This is a genomic window from Marinobacter sp. F3R08 (assembly GCF_018860425.1).
Lineage (GTDB): Bacteria > Pseudomonadota > Gammaproteobacteria > Pseudomonadales > Oleiphilaceae > Marinobacter.
Genome location: NZ_JAHKPI010000025.1, coordinates 106,487 through 129,595, shown reverse-complemented (window position 1 = coordinate 129,595; position 23,109 = coordinate 106,487). Strand labels below are relative to the sequence as shown.

The 23,109-nt window shown below is 55.8% G+C and carries 17 protein-coding genes; 3 read left to right on the top strand and 14 right to left on the bottom strand.

Annotated features, from left to right (window positions below):
* Positions 1-2: 2 nt before the first annotated feature.
* From KO499_RS15955 to KO499_RS15940, 4 genes are all read right to left on the bottom strand, one after another.
* Positions 3-806, bottom strand: coding sequence for a Na(+)-translocating NADH-quinone reductase subunit C (locus KO499_RS15955; RefSeq protein WP_215984759.1), 804 nt, complete (start codon positions 804-806; stop codon positions 3-5).
* On the bottom strand, positions 799-2,007 hold the full coding sequence (locus KO499_RS15950) for an NADH:ubiquinone reductase (Na(+)-transporting) subunit B (RefSeq protein WP_215984758.1): 1,209 nt from the start codon (positions 2,005-2,007) through the stop codon (positions 799-801). The genes KO499_RS15955 and KO499_RS15950 overlap by 8 nt, the downstream gene beginning before the upstream one ends.
* Before the next feature lie 4 nt (positions 2,008-2,011).
* Entirely contained in the window at positions 2,012-3,358 is a 1,347-nt protein-coding gene (locus KO499_RS15945; RefSeq protein WP_215984757.1) for a Na(+)-translocating NADH-quinone reductase subunit A, read from the bottom strand.
* Positions 3,359-3,626: 268 nt separating this feature from the next.
* Positions 3,627-5,096 carry a glyceraldehyde-3-phosphate dehydrogenase gene (locus KO499_RS15940; protein WP_215984756.1) on the bottom strand — a complete coding sequence of 490 codons (1,470 nt, stop codon included), beginning with the start codon at positions 5,094-5,096 and terminating at the stop codon, positions 3,627-3,629.
* A gap of 222 nt (positions 5,097-5,318) precedes the next feature.
* Between KO499_RS15940 and mfd the strand changes: the two genes are divergently transcribed.
* Together mfd and KO499_RS15930 are read left to right on the top strand one after the other, a co-directional pair.
* Positions 5,319-8,852, top strand: coding sequence for a transcription-repair coupling factor (gene mfd, locus KO499_RS15935; protein ID WP_215984755.1), 3,534 nt, complete (start codon positions 5,319-5,321; stop codon positions 8,850-8,852).
* 29 nt (positions 8,853-8,881) lie between these two features.
* The gene (locus KO499_RS15930) at positions 8,882-9,712 is read left to right on the top strand and encodes a CsiV family protein (RefSeq protein WP_215984754.1); all 831 of its coding nucleotides are present in this window, start codon (positions 8,882-8,884) and stop codon (positions 9,710-9,712) included.
* On the opposite strand, the gene KO499_RS15925 is transcribed toward KO499_RS15930, so the two are convergent.
* From KO499_RS15925 to KO499_RS15905, 5 genes are all read right to left on the bottom strand, one after another.
* Complete coding sequence (locus tag KO499_RS15925; RefSeq protein WP_215984753.1) at positions 9,687-10,475, bottom strand: S-methyl-5'-thioinosine phosphorylase; 789 nt, start codon at positions 10,473-10,475, stop codon at positions 9,687-9,689. The genes KO499_RS15930 and KO499_RS15925 overlap by 26 nt on opposite strands.
* A complete protein-coding gene (locus KO499_RS15920; protein WP_215984752.1) occupies positions 10,472-11,695 on the bottom strand; it encodes a mechanosensitive ion channel family protein in 1,224 nt (407 codons plus the stop codon). Before KO499_RS15920 ends, KO499_RS15925 begins: the two co-directional genes overlap by 4 nt.
* Positions 11,696-11,718: 23 nt before the next feature.
* Positions 11,719-12,183 carry a L,D-transpeptidase gene (locus KO499_RS15915; RefSeq protein ID WP_323133374.1) on the bottom strand — a complete coding sequence of 155 codons (465 nt, stop codon included), beginning with the start codon at positions 12,181-12,183 and terminating at the stop codon, positions 11,719-11,721.
* Positions 12,184-12,268: 85 nt separating this feature from the next.
* Positions 12,269-12,946: a TetR/AcrR family transcriptional regulator gene (locus KO499_RS15910; protein ID WP_215984751.1), complete on the bottom strand. Its 678-nt coding sequence runs from the start codon at positions 12,944-12,946 to the stop codon at positions 12,269-12,271.
* A 60-nt stretch (positions 12,947-13,006) separates the two neighbouring features.
* Complete coding sequence (locus tag KO499_RS15905) at positions 13,007-13,894, bottom strand: hypothetical protein (protein ID WP_215984750.1); 888 nt, start codon at positions 13,892-13,894, stop codon at positions 13,007-13,009.
* 159 nt (positions 13,895-14,053) lie between these two features.
* Here KO499_RS15905 and KO499_RS15900 point away from each other — a divergent pair, with 159 nt between their 5' ends.
* Positions 14,054-14,674, top strand: coding sequence for a riboflavin synthase subunit alpha (locus tag KO499_RS15900; RefSeq protein WP_215984749.1), 621 nt, complete (start codon positions 14,054-14,056; stop codon positions 14,672-14,674).
* A gap of 13 nt (positions 14,675-14,687) precedes the next feature.
* On the opposite strand, the gene KO499_RS15895 is transcribed toward KO499_RS15900, so the two are convergent.
* The 5 genes from KO499_RS15895 to KO499_RS15875 form a co-directional block, all read right to left on the bottom strand.
* Entirely contained in the window at positions 14,688-15,836 is a 1,149-nt protein-coding gene (locus KO499_RS15895; protein WP_215984748.1) for a class I SAM-dependent methyltransferase, read from the bottom strand.
* A gap of 26 nt (positions 15,837-15,862) precedes the next feature.
* Positions 15,863-16,909 (bottom strand): class I SAM-dependent methyltransferase, encoded by a 1,047-nt coding sequence (locus tag KO499_RS15890; RefSeq protein ID WP_215984747.1) that lies wholly within the window; start codon positions 16,907-16,909, stop codon positions 15,863-15,865.
* Positions 16,910-17,034: 125 nt separating this feature from the next.
* The gene (locus KO499_RS15885; RefSeq protein WP_215984746.1) at positions 17,035-17,208 is read right to left on the bottom strand and encodes a hypothetical protein; all 174 of its coding nucleotides are present in this window, start codon (positions 17,206-17,208) and stop codon (positions 17,035-17,037) included.
* 121 nt (positions 17,209-17,329) lie between these two features.
* Entirely contained in the window at positions 17,330-18,013 is a 684-nt protein-coding gene (gene can / locus KO499_RS15880; RefSeq protein WP_215984745.1) for a carbonate dehydratase, read from the bottom strand.
* A 65-nt stretch (positions 18,014-18,078) separates the two neighbouring features.
* Positions 18,079-22,965 carry an NAD-glutamate dehydrogenase gene (locus KO499_RS15875; RefSeq protein WP_215984744.1) on the bottom strand — a complete coding sequence of 1,629 codons (4,887 nt, stop codon included), beginning with the start codon at positions 22,963-22,965 and terminating at the stop codon, positions 18,079-18,081.
* Positions 22,966-23,109: the final 144 nt, after the last annotated feature.

Here is a 23,109-nt window from a genome sequence, read left to right as displayed (position 1 = left end):
GATCAGACCTCCCCTTCACGAAGTTTTTTCAGGAACGGCGCGTAACCGCGGTCGCCCATCCAGTAATTAACCAAATGTTCAACGCCACGACTTGTCAGAGTTGCACCGGAGAGGGCATCAACCTTGTGCTCCTTGTCCTGTGCGTCTGCGCTCACACCCCCTTTGACCAGGCGAACCTGAGGCTCGGAACGGTCTTCATTATAGACCTCCTTGCCAACCCACTGGCGCTTCCAGCGCGGGTTGTCCACCTCACCACCCAGGCCAGGGGTTTCTGCGTGAGCATAGAACCCGAGCCCTTCGATGGTGTTAAGGTCGCCCTCGAGGGAGATGAAGCCATACAACGTAGACCAGAGACCGTAACCGTGGATCGGAAGAACCACGCGATTAATCTGGCCGTTCTCACTCATGGTGTAGACCTTGGCAACATTCGGCCGACGCTTGATACCGGCTTTGTCTTCCGAGGAAGGAATGTTGGTCGACATCTGGGGATCCGAAGCCGCCTTGTACATATCGTACTTCATGGGGTCCTGGACGCCCACAGCGGAAGGATCAACAAACTCACCGGTATCCAGATCAACCAGTCGGACGTCAAAACGCTCGAACGCATCTTCAATTTGTTCGGCGCTTGAGCCAGGTTCCAGCATGCCAGCGGCAGACAGAATATTGCTCTTGATATCCAGGTTCTGGTTCTGGATCTGCGCCGGACGAAGCATTACCGCCGCGGTGGAAACCACCACAGAGAACGCAATACTCAGCACCAACGCGACGACCAGCGTGCGGGAGACGGTTTCTTTAGCTTTAGCCACGAGCAAGCCTCCGTTTGATGTTGGCCTGAACCACATAGTGGTCCATCAGCGGCGCGAACAGGTTTGCGAACAGGATGGCCAGCATGATGCCCTCCGGAAAGGCCGGGTTAACCACCCGGATCAGCACCGTCATAACACCAACGAGAATGCCAAAGCACCACCGACCGGTGTTGGTCATTGCAGCAGAAACCGGATCGGTTGCCATGAACATCATACCGAAGGCAAAACCACCCATGACCAGATGCCAGTGCGCCGGAATGGCGAACATCGGATTGGTTTCAGAACCAACGATGTTCAATAGCAGGGACATACCAATCATACCGATCAGTACACCACCAACAATCCGGTAACTGGCAATCTTCATGGCCAGCAAAATCAGGCCGCCGATCAGCACTGCCAGAGTGGAGGTTTCACCCATGGAGCCCTGAATGGTGCCCACGAAGGCATTCATCCAGCCAATCTGAGCCTCCAGAGCTTCCAGGCCGCCGCTCGCAGCCCAGCTGAGCGCCGTGGCGCCACTGAAACCATCAACAGCGGTCCACACTGTGTCACCGGAAATCTGCGCCGGATAGGCAAAGTACAGGAACGCACGGCCAGTCAGCGCGGGGTTCAGGAAGTTTTTGCCGGTACCGCCAAACACTTCCTTACCGATTACAACACCAAAGGTGATGCCCAAAGCCACCTGCCACAGAGGGATGGTGGGCGGGCAAATCAGAGCGAACAGGACCGATGTAACAAAGAAGCCTTCGTTCACTTCGTGGCGACGCACGGTGGCAAACAGCACTTCCCAGAAGCCACCAACCACGAAAGTCACGAAGTAGATGGGCACGAAGTACGCCATACCGTAAACGAAGTTATCCCAAAGACCCGCACCGGCACCGGTGACGGCAAGTGCCTGGATAAAGGCAGTCCGCAGGCCTCCGTCAGCAACCATGGCATCCGGATTGGACGCAAGGAAGCTGTTAGCCTGAAAACCAATGTTCCACATACCGAAGAACATGGCCGGGAAGGTACACATCCACACCGTGATCATGATGCGCTTCAGGTCTACGCCGTCGCGAACATGCGCTGTAGTGGAGGTTACCTTGCCCGGTGTGTAGAAAATGGTGTCTACGGCCTCGTACAAAGCGTACCAACGCTCGTACTTGCCACCCTTTTCAAAGTGATGCTCGATTCCATCGAGAAACTGTCTGATAGCCATCGTATTAGCCCTCGATCTCGATTCGGGTCAGGTTCTCGCGGAGAATCGGACCGTATTCATATTTGCCGGGACACACAAAGGTGCACAGCGCCAGATCTTCTTCATCCAGTTCCAGCGCACCAAGCTTTTGTGCCATCTCTGTGTCACCGACAATCAGGGAACGCAGCAGCTGTGTCGGAAGAATGTCCAGGGGCATGATCTGTTCATACGCTCCGACCGGCACCATCGCCCGCTCACTACCGTTCGTCGTGGTAGTGAAGTTGAAGAGCTTGCCGCTGGTCAGTTTGGACAGATAAATATTCAGCACCGAGAACCTGTTCGGGCCCGGAGACAGCCACCCCATGAACTCGCGCTTGTGGCCTTCCTCAAGCACCGATACCTGGTTGGCAAACCGGCCAAGGTAGGCGCACGGACCGTCACCACGGCGACCGCCGAACACAGAGCCGGAAATCGCGCGAACGTCACAATCTGAAGCAACCTCGCCCTCCAGAAGTTCCTGAAGGCTGGCTCCGAGACGCGTACGCACCAGGCGTGGCTTCAGCGCCTTGGGGCCACCGATTGCCACGACACGTTCGACCGGCACTTCTCCGGATTCAAACAGCTTGCCGATATCGATAACGTCCTGGTAGTTGATGCTCCAGACAGTTTTACTGCCGGATACCGGATCCAGGTGATGAATATGGGTACCCACGTTACCGGCCGGGTGCACACCATCGAACTGATGCACTTCAACGGCGTCGGTCTTTGGAACTGCAACGTTGGATCCCGGCTTGCCGGTGACAAACACCTTACCGGTGGTCAGCTTGGTCAGGAGCGTAAGGCCTTTTTCGAATGCCTGACTGTTCTCACCAATAATGACTGTCGGATCCGCTGCCAGCGGATTGGTGTCCATAACGGACACGAAAATGGAGTGGGGAGCGGAATCAATCTCGGGAACCTTGCTGTAGGGGCGTGTCTTGAACGCCGTCCACAAACCGGATTCCACCAGATTATCAACAACCTGCTGGCGTTCAAGGCCGGCAAGATCCGCTTCGCTGTAGCGTGCAAAGGTCTCAGCCTCATCGCCATCAACTTCGATAACGATCGACTGGAATACCCGACGCTCACCGCGATTAATCTCTTTCACTACGCCGGCGGCGGGTGAAGTATAACGAACGCCTTCGGTCTTCTTGTCCGTGAACAGCAGCGTACCGCGCTTGACACGGTCCCCCTCTTTCACAGCCATCGTCGGCTTCATGCCGTTGTAGTCAAAACCGATCAACGCCACATGACGAACGGGTTTGCCATCTGTAATGGTCTGTTCGGGAGCGCCACTGATGGGAAGATCCAGGCCTTTTTTGATCTTGATCATTAGCCTCATCCAATCATCAGAAACTTGTCTATGGATTCGTAACGCCCGACACATGCGGCCCAGAAACACTATGAGAAACGTAGTGCCAGACGTACCCAAAATCGCGCCAATTATAGAGATTAAGGAATTCTATTTCCACCAGAAACCGGAACGGGTTTCGCGCTGACTTAAAACCGCCCTGAGTGCGAGGCCGGAAAAGAAAAAACCCCGACAGCAATGCTGTCGGGGTTTTTCAGAACATCCACTTCACCAAATCGGTGCGATACGCTCAGTCTCGCGCACGTTTGGGGAAGATCGGGTAATTTACGCCAGCCATCTGACTGACCACGCGAACCACCTGCGCGCTGTAGCCGAACTCATTATCGTACCAGACGTACAGAATCAGGCGCTTACCACTGGCAATCGTTGCCTGCGCATCAACAATACCCGCATGACGCGAACCAACAAAGTCTGTGGAAACCACTTCCGGAGAATTTACAAAGTCGATCTGCTTCTGCAGCTCCGAATGCAGCGCCATATCGCGCAGATATTCGTTTACACCATCCACATCAACGTCTTTCTTGAGGTTGAGGTTAAGAATCGCCATCGAGACATTCGGCGTCGGCACCCGGATAGCGTTACCAGTCAGCTTACCCTTCAGAATCGGCAATGCCTTGGCGACGGCCTTGGCAGCCCCCGTCTCGGTGATAACCATGTTAAGGGCCGCACTGCGTCCACGACGACTGCCTTTGTGGTAGTTATCAATCAGGTTCTGATCGTTCGTGTAGGAATGAACAGTCTCAACGTGACCATCTTCGATGCCGTACTCGTCTTCAATCGCTTTCAGGACCGGCGTGATGGCATTGGTGGTACATGAGGCTGCCGACAGGATCTTGTCGTCATCAGTAATCCAGTCGTTGTTAATGCCAAAAACAATGTTCTTGATGTCGCCCTTGCCAGGTGCCGTCAGCATAACCCGACTCACGCCCTTTGACTTCAGATGCAGACCAAGACCTGCCTCATCGCGCCACTTACCGGTATTGTCGACCACGATGGCGTTGTTGATGCCATACTCGGTGTAATCCACCTTGTCTGGGCCGTCGGAGTAGATCACCTTGATGTAGTTGCCATTGGCAATCAGCGCAGATTCCTGCTCGTCAACGGTGATGGTGCCATCGAACGGACCGTGAACGGAATCGCGGCGCAGAAGACTGGCACGCTTCTCAAGATCGTTCTCAGCACCACCCTGGCGAACCACAATCGCCCGGAGGCGCAGGTTATTACCACCGCCGGCTTTCTCGATCAGAATGCGCGCTAGAAGCCGACCGATACGACCAAAACCGTAGAGCACCACGTCTTTGGTATCGTTGTTCGCATCTTCCTCGGATTGGGCCGCGTACTGCCCCACGACCGTTCCGATTTCACGCTTCAGGAACTCGGTCAGGTCGCCGCCCTCTTCCTTGAACTTGACCGCCAGCTTGCCAATGTCCACATGAGCGCGGCCAAGGTCCAGCTTGTCCATCGCCTGAAGGATCGGCAGGGTGTCATGAACGGAAAGCTCACTGTTTTCAACCTGGCGCACAAACCGGTGGGCACGGATGATGTCGATCACAGACTGGTTAATGATGGCGCGACCGTATACAGAAGTAACCACATTGTTCTTGCGGTAGAGGCGGCCGATCAGCGGAATCATGGCTTCCGCGGTGGATTCTCTTTCTGTCCAGTGGGACAGGTGCTGATTGATCTGTTCGTGACTCACGCTAGGACCTCTGCAGTTGGCACTTGGAAATTGGGGGCGCACATTATCCAACGTAATGCGGTTGACCGCAAATACACACTACTGAGATGTTCGTATAGCCTGCACCGGAGAACCTTGCAAACGTCTTCCGAAACAGCCTCGCCATGACAGTAGCCATGGCGAGCGTTAGAATACGCGCCTTATCGCCTCCCGGACATCCTCAGCAGGAGAACCAGACCACCCATGAGCCAAGGTGCCAGCACACGCCCGTCACCCTCAAACATGATTGCGCCGGCATTCCCGTCCCGGCCAGCCGATCACCGTACCTGGGGTCAACTGAACGGCAGCAGTGACGCGCTGGCCATCTGCGAGAGCGCACGAGCGCATCTGGGCTTGACCCTGGTCATAACTCGCAGCACCGCCGATGCCATCCGGCTTGAGCAGGCCATGCGCTTCTTCCTCGGACTACCCCCGGAAGAAGATGGTGCCGCCGTCAGCGAAGACGGGCTGGAGCTGCTTTCTTTGCCAGACTGGGAAACACTGCCCTATGACCTGTTTTCCCCCCATCAGGACATCATTTCCCGGCGAATCCGGACACTGCACCGTCTGCCGTCAACAAAACACGGCGTACTGGTGGTTCCGGCACGAACCCTGATGCATAGATTGCCTCCGGTAGACTACCTTCAGGGCAACACCCTGCTCCTCGAAGTCGGACAGTCCCTGGACATTGAAACCTGGCGACTGCAACTGGAAGCAGCGGGATACCGTCACGCCGAGAACGTATACGAACACGGCGAATATGCTGTTCGCGGGGCGATACTGGACATCTTTCCCATGGGTGCCGGGCAGCCCTACCGGATTGACCTGTTTGATGATGAGATAGAGACTCTCAGAACCTTCGATCCCGAGACTCAGCGCTCTATAGACCGTATTGAAAGCATCGAGCTGCTACCCGCGTTCGAATTCCCCTGGCACAAGGAGGCTCGCTCCGGATTTCGTAGCCGCTGGTTCGAACAGTTTCCCGATGCTGACAAAGACACCCCCATATACCAGGACGTAACACACGGCATCACCCCGCCCGGGATTGAGTACTACCTGCCTCTGTTCTTCGACGAGACGGCAACCCTGTTCGACTACCTGCCTGGAGCAACCCACGTTTTCACCGCTGACGGGTTGAATGAGGCGGTAAGCCACTTTGACAGCGAAACCCGGAGCCGGTACGAAGACCGTCGCCACGATCGCCTGCGGCCGATACTGCCACCCACCCGCCTGTTCCTGCAGCAAGAGGAATTATTCGGGCACCTGAAAACCTTCCCCAGGGTAACCGTGTCACACAGCCCCAACGATTCAGCTGGCTCGGTCAACTGCCCAACGGAGAGCCTACCGGATATCGCCATGGACGGTCGGGCGGCCGATCCCGCCGGACGCCTGAAACGATTTATCGCAGACTTTGAAGGCCGCATTCTGATATGCGCCGAATCCTCAGGACGGCGCGAAGCCCTGCTGGAAAACCTGGGAGAACAGGGCCTTGAACTCAAGACTCTTACTGGCTGGCAAACGTTTCTCGACGATAAGAGCACACCCCTGGGCATCACCATCGCCCCCATGGAGCAGGGCCTGGTGCTCCCTGAGCATTCCGTCGCACTGATTACCGAGACAGCACTCTTTGGTGAACGCGTGCTTCAGCGGCGGCGGCGCGACAAGCCCACCGAGACCGATGAAGCAGGCTTCCGGGACTTGTCAGAGTTGCGACTCGGTGCGCCAGTCGTCCACATAGACCACGGCGTCGGCCGCTATCTGGGACTGGAAACCATTACCGTTGAAGACGAAGCCAGCGAATTCCTGATGCTGGAATACGCAGGTGGCTCCAAACTCTATGTACCCGTTTCCAGCCTGCACCTGATTTCCCGCTATGCCGGCAATGACACCGAACACGCGCCACTGCATAAGCTCGGCACCGACCGTTGGAGCACAGCAAAGCAAAAAGCATTGGAGAAAATCCGCGACACTGCCGCGGAACTTCTGGATGTTTACGCTCGCAGGGAGGCCCGCAAAGGCTTCAGCTTCGAAGACCCGAAAGAAGCCTACCGGGCCTTTGCTGCCGGATTTCCGTTCGAGGAAACACCGGATCAGCAGATTGCTATCCAATCGGTGTTCGAGGACATGACCAGCGAGCAGCCCATGGATCGTCTGGTGTGTGGTGATGTCGGATTTGGAAAAACCGAGGTCGCCATGCGCGCGGCATTCCTGGCCACATGGTCAGGCAAACAGGTCGCGGTTCTGGTGCCCACCACCCTGCTTGCGCAACAACATTATGAATCCTTCCGGGACCGTTTCTCCGACACCGCGGTACAGGTCGAGCTACTCAGCCGATTTCGCACCTCAGGCCAGACCAGCAAGGCCCTGGAGGCGCTGGAAAATGGCAAGGCGGACATCGTCATTGGAACCCACAAGCTTCTCCAGGGAGACATCAAGTTCAAAAACCTGGGACTGGTCATCATTGACGAAGAACACCGCTTCGGTGTGCAGCAAAAAGAAAAACTCAAAGCCTTGCGCGCGGAAGTCGACATGCTGAACCTGACCGCGACGCCGATTCCCCGAACGTTGAACATGGCTATGGGTCATCTCCGGGACCTATCGATTATCGCAACACCTCCAGCTCGGCGACTCTCTGTCAAAACCTTCGTGCGCCAGAAAGACAACGCCATGGTCAAGGAGGCGATTCTGCGGGAGATTCTCCGGGGCGGTCAGGTTTACTTCCTGCATAACGATGTGGCGACGATCGAGAAAACCGCCGAAGATCTGCGCTCGCTGATTCCCGAGGCTCGTGTCGGTGTCGCCCACGGTCAGATGCGGGAACGGGATCTGGAAAAGATCATGTCGGACTTCTACCACAAGCGTTTCAACGTTCTGGTATGCACAACAATCATAGAAACCGGCATTGACGTTCCCAGCGCCAACACCATCATTATCGAACGTGCTGACAAATTCGGACTGGCACAATTGCATCAGCTTCGGGGCCGTGTGGGCCGCTCCCATCACCAGGCATACGCCTATCTGCTGACACCACCACCGAAATCAATTTCAACAGACGCCCGGAAGCGGCTCGACGCTATCTCTGAGTCCCAGGACCTGGGAGCAGGTTTCATGCTCGCCACCCATGACCTGGAAATCCGGGGCGCCGGAGAACTGCTGGGGGAAGAGCAGAGCGGCCAGATCGAGAGCATCGGTTTCACCCTTTACATGCAACTACTGGATGAAGCCGTCAAGGCCATCCAGGAAGGTCGAACGCCCAATGCCGACCTGCCCCTGAGCCATGGCACCGAGATGAACCTCAGAATTCCTGCGTTGATACCCGAAGACTATCTGCCGGATGTCCATAACCGACTGATGCTCTACAAACGGATTGCCAGTGTTGATACTCCGGAAGCATTACGTGAACTTCAGGTTGAAATGATTGACCGGTTCGGATTATTACCAACGCCAGCCAAGAACCTGATCCGTCAGACAGAACTTCGGCTCCGTGCGGAGGCCCTGGGTATCGTAAAAGTGGATGCCGGCAAGGAATGGGCGCGGCTCGAGTTTGGCAGCTCGACAACTGTCGATCCTCTCGTCCTGGTTAAGAAAGTGCAATCCGCCCCGGACCAATATCGACTCGAAGGTGCTAACAGCTTCCGTTATCGGCTGAAGGATGCCACAACGGATGGTAAACTCGACGGCATTTCCCGAATGCTTGGCGAGCTGGAGCCTGAAAAAAATAAAGCATCCGGCTCATGAACAGCCGACCAACTTGTGGAGTACGACCCTTGCAGATTAATGGAACTCGCTGGTGCCGATATCCGATCCGGGCAATCCTTGCAGCTGCCCTGCTGGGCTTTTCAGCCACCGGCGCAGCCCAACAGGCTGATCAGACAGCGTCGTCGCCCGGATCGGGGTCGTCCGTTCCAAATGACTATTACCGGGCCGAGTTCGTGATCCTTGAGCGGATTGTAGAACCCGGGGCTGTGAACGAGCATATGTCCGTCAAGGCGGTAGAAGAGCCGACAGTCACGGATGAGATTCTTTGGTCAGAGCTTGAAAACGGCACCACGAAAAGCACTCTGAAGCTGGTACCCCGGAACAGACTACACCTTGCCAATGCCGCGGCCAGACTTGAACGCAGCGGGGGCTACCGGGTACTCGCGACTGCCGGCTGGTACGAGACGTTCCCGCAGGATTACAAAGGCACCCCTTTGCGGGTTGAAACCGGAAATTGGATCAATGATGCCGGCACCCGCGAAGTTGAGGGGCACATCACCATTGACCGGAAGCGCTACCTGCACGTCAATGTACATCTGAATCACTGGCAATTGGCGGATGGAACAGCAGCGATGCCGGCGGCCAGCACCGAGACCGACAACGCCGAGAAAGGAGCTTCAGCGACGCAGGAGCGTGACAGTGCAAGCACAACGGAAGCGCCAGCGACAACGGATGGAGCAGTGTCTCAACCGCTCACTCTGAGTCCAGCGCCCGCCCCTCTGGAACTGGTAACCTGGATCCGGGAGACACGGCGGATGCGGAGCGAGGAAATCCACTTCCTGGATTCCCCCACCATTGGCGTTCTGGTCTTCTTCAGGAAGGTTGAGGCAAGGGAGTAAGCACACCAAGACCGGCCATCGAGACCTCAAGGATCCGTTTGATACCGGACATCCCCTGCTCAATGGCCGCCTCGATTTCTGCCATGGTAATAATGGCGTCGGACTTACCGGCAGCCCAATTAACCACTAACCCCAGGCAGACATAGCGCATTCCCAGCTCGGCGGCGAGAGCTGCCTCCGGCATCCCGGTCATACCCACCAGATCACAACCGTCTCTCTCCATACGGACGATTTCCGCCGCTGTCTCCAGCCTCGGCCCCTGGGTGGCTCCATACACGCCGAAATCCGAGAAAGGCACACCTTCTGCACCCGCCGTACCGATGAGAATCCGGCGCGCACTTTCATCGTAGGGCCAGGTGAAATCCATGTGGGTAACAGACTCCAGATCACCCTCGAAAAAGGTACTGGCACGCCCCCAGGTGTAATCAATAATCTGATCGGGAATGACAACGTGGGCAGGCCCCATATCCGGATGAATGCCACCCACAGCATTCACACCAATCACTGTTCTGACGCCAGCGTCATAAAGGGCCTTCAGGTTGGCTCGGTAGTTCACCTGATGGGGTGGAATACGATGAGGATTGCCGTGGCGAGACAGAAAAATCACCGGCTGCTCTCCCAGACGCCCTTCCATCAATGGCGCAGACGGTTGGCCCCAGGGGGTGTCGACCTGCCTCTCGCCGGTAATTTCCAGGCCTGACAGGGTAGTCAGCCCGGTGCCGCCGATGATACCAACAGGATGGACTTTCTGCGACGACGTCATTCTGAATCTCCTGATTCCTCGGCATCCCCAGTGGTCTGGCGATGCCGCGATTTTTCAACGGTTTTTCCGGAAGAACTACCTTTATCTACCTCTGAGGACTCATCGGATTGCGACCCGGACAGACGAACGCTTTCCGGCACATGCAGAGTCCGGGTCGGGAACGCCACCTCGGAATCATAGCCTTCAATAATGTCGCTGATCTTAAGCAGTACATCCTGCTTCACTTCATGAAACAGTACCCACTGGGTCGTTTTGGTAAAGGTATACACCATGATATCCAGCGACGACGCATTGAACGCGAGGAAGTTCACGATCAGAGTCTGCTCGCTGTCGATGTCTTCATGCTCCCGCAGCATGGCCTTGATGTCCTCAACGATGGACCCCATCTGGCCGACATCAGCATAACGGATACCAATGGTTTCATAGATTCTGCGGTTGGTCATGCGGGACGGATTTTCCACCGCAATGGTCGTAAACGTGGCATTCGGGACGTACAGCGGACGCTTGTCAAACGTCCTTATGGTGGTCAGTCGCCAGCCAATGTGCTCTACCGTCCCTTCAATATTCCGGTCCGGCGAACGCACCCAGTCTCCGACTTTGAACGGTCGATCGAGGTGAATGATAAAGCCGCCGAAAAAGTTCGCCAGCAGATCCTTGGCAGCAAAGCCCACAGCAATGCCACCCACGCCACCGAAGGCCAGAACCCCGGAAATACTGTAACCAAGCGACTGCATCGAAATCAGTACGGCGGTAATGATAACAACGGCCCGGGACATTTTGCTCACCGCGTTCACGGTGGTGTAGTCCATGGGCTGTCTCATTTTCAGAGGCGACGTGAGAATGCCCTCCCCCGCCTTGATCAGACGCAGAATGGCCCACACCAACACAAACACGAACCCAAGCTGCAGAACGGCGTCATTCGCCTTGAAGATTTCGGCGCTCGAGTAGTCATGAGCTACTTCTGCAGCCCAGTAAACGCCCTGCAGCCAGACAAAGGCTACTACCGGTTTTCGGGCCGCATGCAACACGGCGTCGTCCCAGAGATTTCTGGTCTGGCTGAACTTTCTCTCGAGTGCACTGATGATGTGGCTGGCAACATATGCCACCGCTGCCGTTCCAAAAACCAGCGCAAACACAACAATGCCAACGCGCCATGCTTCAGACAGCAGTCCGAAATTTTCAATCCAGCCATTCACCGTGGCCATGAAATCTCCGATCATCGAATCCCTCAGATATAAAAGGTTTAACGAATAAACACAGTCGTTCCCGGCCCAACGCGATCAAACAAGTCAACAAGATCTGCGTTGCGCATCCGGACACAGCCATGGGAACGCGGCACGCCCATGGGTTCGCTGTCTGGTGTGCCGTGAATGTATATGAAGCGCCGGAAAGTATCGACACCCGGTCCCCGGTTTCTGCCACTCTCTCGCCCACATAACCAGAGAATCCGGCTAAGGATCCAGTCCCGATCCGGGTTCTGTCGGGCAAGCTGGGGACTGTAGGTTTCACCGGTAGGACGTCTGGCCCGGAACACGGTCCCGATGGGAAGCCCTGCGCCGACACTGGCCCGGATATAGTGCACACCCCGGGGTGTGCAGCCGCTCCCATTGGTTTCACCAGGCCCATTGAGCGCCGTGGAGACCGGATATACAGCAAGGACCTGTCCATCGCCGCTTTTGAGCCGGAGACTCTGAAGAGTCAGATCGATATCGATGTGGACTGAGGCAGAATGAGTCAAAGACAGCCAGGCTCCCTTGCAAGTTCAAAAGGAAGCCTAACCGAGAGAGAGGAGCTCAGGCAACCGAGACGTTGCTCCCGGCCGGCGGAATCAGCACGGTATCCTCAGCCTGCATACCGGCGGCGAGGAACGGAACCAGACGGGCAGCAATTTCCTGGACGGTCGTTTCAACACCCAGCTTGTTCTGAAGAATATCCCTCAGTGCATCGCTGCTGGACATGGTGAACGCCGTTGCGCCCAGCATGAACTGAATACGCCAGTACCGGTCTACCGAGGACAACTGTGGCGTCGCCTCCTTGAGCAGTCGCATGAAGCGACTGAAGGATTCCGTGTATTCCTGTTCCAGAAACTTCCGCAAATGCCCCTGGGACTGGGTATAGGCAAGCCCGAGCAGACGCATGAAAATCGATATGCCCTTTTCATTGCGCTGGGGCATGCGCACTGCGCTTTCAGTAAGCGCCCAGAGCGTTTGATTCAACGTTGGCGGTTTTCCGTCGCACCGTTCTTCGAGATCATCAAAGGCGCTTTCCAGGGTTGCCGAGAACGGCGTCAGGAAGCGCGCAAATACGGCGTGAATCAGCGCGTTCTTTGAACCAAAGTGGTAATTGACAGCCGCCAAATTTACTTTAGCCTTACTGGTAATCATCCGGAGCGAGGTTTCCGAAAAACCCCGGTCGGCGAACAGCTCTTCGGCTGCATCGAGAATCCGGTCAACGGTATCAGACTGCGCCATTATGTTTACAAAGCCTCTAGCAAACGTCTGTTTGAAACATACGTTTGAAATCGACTCCTGTCAAGCTCTGACCTCAGGCTCCGCAGCCACTTCATCCCACCCCTGATCAATCGCCTCCTGATTCCCCTCGAAGAACGCTGTCTGAACCCGGCTATAGGCCTTTTCGGCTTCCAGCAGATAGATAAGATAAAGACGCACATGCTCACGGCGTGTCATCTGCCGGGAAAGCACGCGATTCTCGGACAGTGTCAGTAAATGGCTGAACCGGGTGTTCTTCAGAGCAGGGTTATGATCAGCCATCCGCGCACATTGCCAGATCAGACCATCCGAGCCTTCTAGGTGGGCAATATGCTGGCGTGCCTCACGAAGCATCCTCTGGCGGGTCATAATCAGGTCAAGATAGGAAGGTTTGGTCGTGTAAATTCTGCGTACCGCCGGCACCCCCAGGAGGATAATGATAACAACAGCACCAAAGCCCCCGCCGGCAATCCAGGCCGGCACGAACCCGCTCAAACCGCTCAGGAATATGGCCGCCGCAATCAATGCACTGAACAACCAGAGATCCCGACTCCGACGCGCTTCAGCTATAGTAAAATTGTCAGGCCAGCCATTCATCGCCAGCAGCTCGAAATCCATCAGCAGCACCCGATCACACTGTCGCAGCATCAGTCGGAGTGTTCGCTGCCGGGATTCCGCCCGCACCCTTTCGGGCCGGCCACTGCTTCGGCCCTCCCCCACCTCTTCAGTGGCGACTTTATCAGGCCTGGCGCTGGTATCTGGCTCTGGATTGGATGCCACAGTGTCGGCAGCCTGACTCGCCGGCGCTGGCGCCGACTCCGGGGCATTTGACGCTGCAGGCGCTGGCACCGGGTCTGCCGCCCTGCCAGGTCGCAGCACCGGCGCCTGCACAGTACTCTGGGCAGCGGACGTACTCTGATTTTCGGCCATGGTAAAATGTCCGGATTAAAGGGTTTTGAAGGGTATCGACCATCACACCCGATACTTGAATTCGCTGCCCTTTACCTTGGCATCGGTCAGCCCACTCGCTATCCTTGGCGCACCCAGCCAGAAAGGCACCCGCACACCATACCGAATGAGGTCAGGCGTATGTTCACAGGCATTGTCCAGGGTATCGCAACCATCGAAGATGTCTCTGTCGCACCCGGACTGAGCACGTTTGCCATCCGGCTCCCGGCAGACAAGGCCGGCGATGTCGCTATTGGCGCATCAGTCGCAATCAACGGCACCTGCCTGACCGTAACTCGCCAGGAAGAAAGTGTTCTTTATTTCGATGCCATGCAGGAAACCCTGAGCCTGACCACTCTGGGGGAACTGAAAGCAGGAGACAAGGTCAACTTCGAACGCGCTGCACGGATCGGGGATGAAATTGGCGGTCACCTGCTCTCCGGACATATCCACACGTCGGCCAGGATTGTCGACATCCTGCGGCCAGAAAATAACGTCACCCTCTGGTTTGAAACGCCTGACGAATGGAAGCGCTATATATTCCCCAAAGGGTACATTGCCATCAACGGAGCCAGCCTCACCATTGGTGAAGTTCAGGGCAACCGGTTCAACATCCATCTGATCCCCGAAACCCTCCGGGCCACAACCTTTGGCACATGCAAAGAAGGCCAGCGGGTGAACATTGAAGTAGACAGCCAGACCCAGATTATCGTAGACACCCTGGCCCGCCTTGGATACGACCAAAAGGCTCCGACTCGCTGAATCAAGGGGCTCTTCAGCGATTTCCGGCCAGGAACACCACGAACTTGGGATTGGCATCCAGTTGCTGCACCGACGAAAAGTACCGACGCAGGCTTCGGTGATAGCCGAGGTGGCGGTTGCCCACCATGAGCAGGGACCCACCGGGTTTCAGATGATCCGAGGCCTGCTCAAACAGTCGCATGGCAATGTGATCACCGACCACCCCACCCTCATGGAACGGCGGATTCAGAAGGATCAGATCGAACAGCCCAGCCTCTGACGGCAGTCCATCGCAATGAGTGAACGCCGCATGCGCGTGTGGATAGGCCTTTTCGACATTATGGCGAGCACTGAGTACAGCCTGGCTTGAAACGTCGCTGAAGCACAACTGCAGATCGCCCCGCTGCGCCAGCGCTTCCAAACCCTGAACGCCATTTCCACAGGCCAGATCGAGTACCGAGCTACCAGCATCCGCTATCGATACCATTTTAGCCACGTGAGGCAACATCAGGCGACTACCAATATCCAGCTTTTCCCTGGCAAAAACCGCGGGCAGCGCTTCCACATTGACCCTGCCGTCCCGGCCAGTCATGGCATACCCTTTCCAGGCACCTGACCACCCCTCAAGGCTGGCGGCACCTTTCCGGCAGCGAACCACACGGGCCTTCTTTCGTGAGGGCAGGACCTGTTCGGTCTGAACCGCTCCGCCAAATACCTCAACACTTTTCGCTGGAAGATGCTTGATCATTCCACCCGCCAGCAACACACCGGAATCAGCCATCACGCCATTGATCCAGCGCAGTAACCAGGCCAGATAGTCAGCCTGCCGCGGTATTCTTAACACGACCAGGTCGAACAGATCCCGCGGCGGATTGAGCCAGCTGTATACCGTCCCCGATGCAGGAAGAGAGGGATTCAACGAAGCATTGATGTCCAATGCGGTCCGCAACACGGCGCTGTCACCAATAACCGTCGGCGAGAACATGGAAAGCCCCAACGTCAGGGCCCCAAACTGGTCATCCACTACCAGAATACGGGGCTCTTCAACGTCAGCTGCAACCTCCAACGCCTTCTCCAGAAGAAGTTCATCCGTTGCATCCCACGCCCTCAGTGTGGGATCACCGGTACCCGGACGCGAAAGGTCCAGCGTGCCTTGAGAAAACACAAATTCGGACGTTGTCATATTGGGCATCCTGGGGCCATTGTCGGTCAGGATCGGCGAAACGCACGGTAAACGGTAAAACGCCGATCTTCCCGTAATCGCTCAACCGGGCCTATACAGCGTTTCATCAAGGGCTCGTAAGGCAGAAAACTGTTCGCAACCAGCCGCACCTCCCCCCCCGGCTCAAGATGGCGCACCAGGTCGCGAAGAAACAGTTCCGTCATGGAAAGATCGGTTCTGATACCGGTGTGGAAGGGCGGATTACTGAGAATAACCGGCCAACGGCCCTCAACTCCTTTAAGGCCATCCGAGGCCAGAATACGTCCGGAAACGCCGTTTCGCTCATAGGTGGCCCTGGCACAGACAACCGCCTGGGACTGTACATCGATCCCATCGATCTGTACCGGAGGTTGGCCCTTGTGTTCGTGCCAGCCATGCAACCAGGAACCGATGGTGCCGGCACCACAGGCAAAATCCAGTATAGAACCGGACCGCAATGGGTTGTCATCAAGGGTGTCCAGCAGCAGTCGGGTGCCTTCATCCAGCTCACCAAGACTGAAGATCCCCGGAAGACCTGAGACCTCCACGCTCACCGACCTGCAGTCTATGCGCGTCCAGGTCATCCATTGCTGAAGCGAAAATTCGGGCAGCGATTCGATTTGATCGGCACACCAGACCTGGCAGTGCCGGGCGCTGTCGATCTTGGTCGCAGACGGCGCTACAGCTTTGAGCTGTTTGACAGCCCCGGCAATGCCTTCTTTTTTCTCGCCTACGAGGACAATCCGGGCGCCCGGCACCGCTAACCACCGCGCCAGAGCAAGACGCAGATCAAGCTCCGCCCGCGCCTTCGGCAGAAACACCAGCAAGGTGTCGAAGGTACCCGCTGCCAGCGCCGGATCATCGTAGCCGAAACAGACCTGCCAACCATCGTGCCCGGCAAGCGAGGCACAGATCCCCGCATGCTCGCTCATAACCATGCCACCGGCAGGCAAATGAGCCAGAATGCCGTCGGCGCTAAGTCCCAACAGAGCCGTTCGCCCCTGCAAGAGGTGGCGATTGCGCAACAGGGCTTCATGGGAATTGGGCAATGACATGAGCTAATGGATCCCGCGTGGATGACTGAAAGACGGGATACTCTAACCGGAATGAATCCTCACGTCTTCCCCGGCCGCCCCAGAGAGGAGCCCTCTCCGACGATGATTACCATAGAAAACGTCAATTACTTGTAGCGGGCAACCGTACCAACTCTCAGGGCATCTTCAGGGGACATTCCCCACTCTTCAGACTGCCCTCTCTCCGACGATTTCTCGCCTCTACTGCGTTGCGTACAGGCAGGCGTATCGTTTTTACGCTGATTGAGCGCGCTCAGGGCTTTCTGCATCAATTCTTTCACTGTTTACCTCCTTACCTACTACTGGAGATACTTTAGCAAAATAAGGAGACCCTCAACTGTGATGACACCGAGGGTCAGGAAGTGACGCTTATCACGAATTTTTGACGTATTTTTACAGTAATTACTGGACGGCTTTCTGACGGCCCGATCGAACGGGACGCTGAACCAGCTCATCGATACTATTCTGCTTGACCCGTTCGCGCTCGTCCTCGCAGGATACTGACAACCCCATATCACGGAGAAATCCGTCCGCCACATCGTAGACGAAACCGTGCACCCTGAGTGGCTGGCCACGCTTCCAGGCTTCCTGAACAATATTGTTCTGGCACACATGGCCTACCTGCTCAACAACATTCAGCTCGCACAACCGGTCTACCCGATCCTGAACACTTGATATGCCATCCAAAACCTGATGATGCCGGTCACGGACATCCTGAACATGACGAAGCCAATTGCTGATTAGCCCAAACCCTTCATTCAGCAATGCCGCTCTGACACCACCACAGCCGTAGTGGCCGACGACCAGGACATGCTTCACCTTCAACACTTCGATAGCGAACTGCAACACCGACAGACAGTTAAAATCCGTATGGACAACAACGTTGGCCACGTTCCGGTGAACGAACAGCTCGCCCGGCAAAAGATCGACAATCTGGTTAGCCGGCACGCGGCTGTCCGCGCAGCCAATCCAGAGGTATTCCGGTGCCTGCTGGTTCGACAGGCGAGTAAAAAACTGCGGATCCTGGGCCTTGATGCCATCTGCCCAGGCCCGATTCTTTTCCAAAAGGTGGTCAAGCTGACCCATGGTCCCACTCCGTTTTATGATTCCCGACCAGCGATTGAACGGGAATGCGAATATCAACGCAATACTCAGTTGGTCTGGGGTTCGGTCTCAGCATGGGACTGGTGGATGGTACTCTGAGCCAGATCCAGCAGTTCACGCAGCGCCACCGAAAACATGGCGTATTCCGGCTCCCGTACGCCCTTGAGCTCAGACAGCATGGATTGCCAGCGATCAATCATCTGCTGGTGCCGTGACATCCAGTTCTCGACACAGTCCGCCACCTCTTCCGGTTTTTCTGCCAGCTTAAGGACTCCGGTGGTCAGAGCCCGCTGCTGCCAGTCGAGATCCTCCCGGAAGCTTTCCCGGGCCAGCGCCTGCCAGTGTGAAGCCGGAGTCAGACCTGCAATGGCATTGGCGAACCAGTTCAGGTCCAGTCGATCACCCAACTCATAATAGAGGTTGGCAACGGTTTTCAGTGGCATGCCGGATGCCTCCTGAGACTCAATAATGCCCAGTGACGAATAAAGATGCCCCGTACCCGATACAACGGACGCCAACTCTGATGGCAGACCGCTATCCACCAGAGCCTGATGCTGTTCTTCCCATGTAGTCTTGGCCTGATCACCAAGATACTCAGGCAGCCCAGCGGTAATCGCCCAGACGCTGTCGGCAAAGCGTTCCATATGATGCTGGATACTGAGTTCTGCCCGCCGGTTGCGCAGCAGCCACCGCACCGAACGACGCATCAAACGCATCAAATCCTGCATCAGCTCCATCTGCAGTTGGGCCGGCACGTGGAAATCGAGATCCTCAATCCTGTCCCACCAGTTATCAATCCGGAATACATCCCGGGCAATAATCCAGGCAAGCGCAATGGAGGCCGCATCGGCTCCTGTAGATTGATTCAGACGCTCCACAAAGGTGATCCCCATGTGGTTAACCATATCGTTGGCAATCTGCGTCGCGATAATTTCACGACGCAACTGGTGTTCGCCCAGTTCCTTCGAGAACTTCTGGGTCAGATCCCGGGGAAAGACCTTGTACATTTCCCCGGCAAGCAACGGTTCATCGGGCAGCGCACTGTCTATCAACGTCTGTTTCAGATCGCCTTTCACATAGGAGATCAGAACCGAAAGCTCTGGCCGGGTGAGCCCCTTATTGTCCAGTTTGCGCTCGGACAGGGTCTCATCATCCGGGAGGAACTCCAGAGCACGATTGAGCTTCCCTTCACTTTCGAAGGTGTTCATCAGCCGCCGGTACTCTTCAAGCCGGGTAGCCGCGTCCTCACTGGCAATGCTGATGGCCTGGGTCTGCCGGTAGTTGTTCTTGAGAACAAGATCCGCAACATCGTCGGTCATCTCTTCAAGCATGACATTGCGCTGCTTGTTGGTGAGGTCGCCCATCGCCACTGCCCGGTTGAGCAGAATTTTCATATTGACTTCATGGTCTGAACAATCCACACCACCGGAATTGTCGATGAAGTCCGTATTCAGGCGCCCGCCGCGCAGGGCGAATTCAATTCGGCCAAGCTGCGTAAGCCCAAGATTGCCGCCCTCGCCCACAACCTTGCAACGCAGTTCAGAACCGTTGATCCGCAAACCGTCGTTGGCTTTGTCACCAACGTCTCCGTTGGATTCACTGCCACCTTTGACGTAGGTGCCAATCCCGCCCACCCATAGCAAGTCGACCTGGGCTTTGAGGATGTGAGAGATAAGCATGTTCGGAGGCACCCTGTCCGACTTGATGCCAAGGAGCTTCTTCATCTCCGCGCTGACCGGAATTGATTTCGCATTACGACTGAAAACGCCGCCGCCCTTGGAGATGAGTTTACTGTCATAGTCGGTCCAGGCCGAACGCGGGAGCCCGAACAACCGTTTACGCTCCTTGTAGCTTTTCTCCGGATCCGGCGCGGGATCGATAAATATGTGTATGTGGTTAAACGCTGCCACCAGTCTGGTTTTCTCGGAGCACAGCATGCCGTTGCCGAAGACATCCCCTCCCATGTCACCAATGCCGATGGCGGTAAATTCATCCAGTGCCGGGTTGATACCCATTTCCCGGAAGTGACGCTCGACCGATACCCAGGCTCCGCGGGCCGTAATGCCCATTTTCTTGTGGTCATAACCATTGCTGCCGCCGGATGCGAAAGCATCGCCCATCCAGAAGCCATATTCTGCGGCCAGGCCGTTGGCAATATCCGAGAAGGTGGCTGTCCCTTTGTCCGCCGCCACCACCAGATAATGGTCGTCTTCGTCATACCGGATAACCCGCTCCGGCGACTGTATACCGGCATCTACCAGATTATCCGTAATATCCAGCAACCCCCGGATAAACGTTTTGTAGGCCTCAATGCCTTCAGCCTGGAAGGCTTCCCGGTCCGACGTATCCGGCAATCGCTTGGCGACGAAACCACCTTTGGCGCCCACCGGGACAATAACCGCATTCTTGACCTGCTGGGCCTTGACCAGACCCAGGATTTCCGTGCGATAGTCTTCGAATCGGTCAGACCATCGCAACCCCCCTCGGGCAACCTTACCGCCCCGGAGATGCACACCCTCAACTCTCGGTGAATACACGAAAATCTCGAACATAGGAGTGGGCAGAGGCATGTCCGGAATCCGGGATGGATCGAACTTCACGCTGATGTAAGGCTTGGGGCCGTCAGCGTCGTCAGTCTGATAGTAGTTGGTGCGCAAGGTAGCCTGCATCAGCTCCAGATAGAGCCGAAGTACACGGTCTTCACTCAGGTTCTCAACATCTTCAAGACCGGCATTAAACTCGATCTCCAGTTTCTGCTGGGCCGCATGGCTCTGGCCGGAACTCTGATAACGCTCCGGGTTGAAGCGTATCTCGAAGAACTCCAGTAAAAGACGGGTCAGTTCAACGTGATTGACCAGCGTGTTGGATATAAACGTCTGACTGTTGGAGAACCTGATCTGACGCATGTATCGGGCGTAGGTTCGCAGCAGAGCAATCTCGCGCCAGCTCATATAGGAGGAGAGCATCATTCGGTTGAATGCATCGTTCTCTGCCTCTCCGTGCCATACCCGGCGGAACAGCTCCTCGAAGATGGGACGGATTCGATGAATATCAACGATACTGCCGGAGTGCGCCTGGAGAGTGAAATCGTGAATCCAGACAACCTTGTTGTTTCGGTCGATCACCTCGAACGGATGCTCCCCGATGACCCGAAATCCCAGGTTATCGAAAATCGGCATCACATCTGAGAGAGGGAGCGGCTCATCGGGATAGAAAAGCTTGAAGTGCAGAGTGCTCTCGTCCTCTTCCAGGGCCCTGTAGAAGCTCATGGCGAGATCATGCTTGTTGGCGGAGGTATTGATGTGTTCAAGGTCAATCGCAGCCCGCCGGGGTGAGAACATATCGGTATAGCTGGCCGGGAATCCCCCTGCCCACAATCGATACAGTTCGTTGCCCTGCTCTTCTCCCCAGGCCTCGCTCAGCGCCTCGGAAAGTCCATCCCGCCAGGATTGAGCAAGCTCGATGACCTTCTCCCGGATCTCCGCCGTTGGCAGTTGCCGGTTCTCGACCTGAGGCACCCGGATGGTGAACTGGACCCGAGCCAGAACCGACTCGGAGAAGTGCGTAACAAATTCGACATCCTCGGCGCCCAGTCGATCGACCAGCACCTGCTCGACCTTGAGACGCAGTTCGGTGTTGTAGATGTCCCGGGGGAAGAAGGCCAGGCAGGTAACGAACTGGCCATAAACATCTTCCCGGATGAACAACTCAATACGCCGTCGTTCCTGAATGTACAGGATGCTCTTTGCCACATTGAGCAAATCATTTGTCTCAATCTGGAACAGCTCATCGCGGGGATACACCGTCAGAATCTGTTCAAGTTCCTTGCCGGCATAATCGTCACGGAGAAATCCGGATCTTTTCATCACGCTCTGGATTTTGCGACGAAGCAGGGGAATCTCATCCGGTCTCTCGTTGTAGACACGGGCGGTGTAAAGGCCAAGGAATCGCCGTTCACCGACAACCTCGCCCTTACTGTTAAATTTTTTGACAGCAATGTAGTCCGGGTATGCAGGACGGTGCACCCGCGAACGCTGTGCCGATTTGGCGAATATGAAAATATCGTCCCCACGGGTCATTTCGTGACGGGTACGCTGTGGCAGTTCATTCAGGCGAACCCGATCCGGGCGCTCGTTATTGACCCGGAGGATACCAAGTTCCGAGTTCTCTACCCGCCGCACCACCATGCCGTTTTTGTCTTTGGCAAAGTCGTACTCGTCATAGCCCAGAAACGTGAAATGATCCCGGGCCAGCCACTCCAGAAATGCTCTCGCCTCTTCTTTCTGCTCGTCGTTGATACCTGCGGGAATGTTATCCAGCTCGCCGAGAATTTCACTCACCTTTTCAGTGACAACCGGAAAATCACTGACGGCAATCCGGACTTCATGGAGAACATTCTGCAAGGTGTCTTCGAGGTCTCGCAGATCTTCGGGATTACTGTGGCGGTCAATCTCAAGGACAATGAACGCCTCGTAGGCCGAATCAGTGGCTTTCTTCTTCGCGGTATGCAGTTTCTTTAGCTTGCCATCTTGATCCCGTTCCACTTGCAGAATCGAGTGCTGAATGGAATGGGTTCCGATTTCGCGCTGGTTTATGGCAATGCGCAGGGAATCGATCAGAAATGGAATGTTCGGATGCAGGATAAAAACCACGGTATGAGTCGATTGCCAGCCGTCACTTTCGAGATCGGGGTTAAATACGGCAACGGGTGTTTCATCCGCTGATCGCTTTTGCAGAAACTGCCAGGCCGCAAGCACCGCACCGTAGGTATCGGCAAAACGTCGACTGACCAGCTCTTCGAGGGGAATATGAGCGTAATGTTGCTTGGCAAATTCGCTGATTTTCTTGGCTTCGGCCTTGGAAATCTTCTTCGCGAAAGCATCAGCCAACTGTTCAAAGAATTGATCCTTGCTGGCCACTGTCAGCGCATTCATGGTTTACCCCTGTCAGTGTGAAATAAAAGTAATCGGCGTATCGTGACATTAGCATAGTCAAACCCTTGATTTTTGCTGGCCAGACGCCAAAAATTCGGCAACTACCTACGCGGCGATACGGGTTTCTCCGGAAGCCCCCCAGAC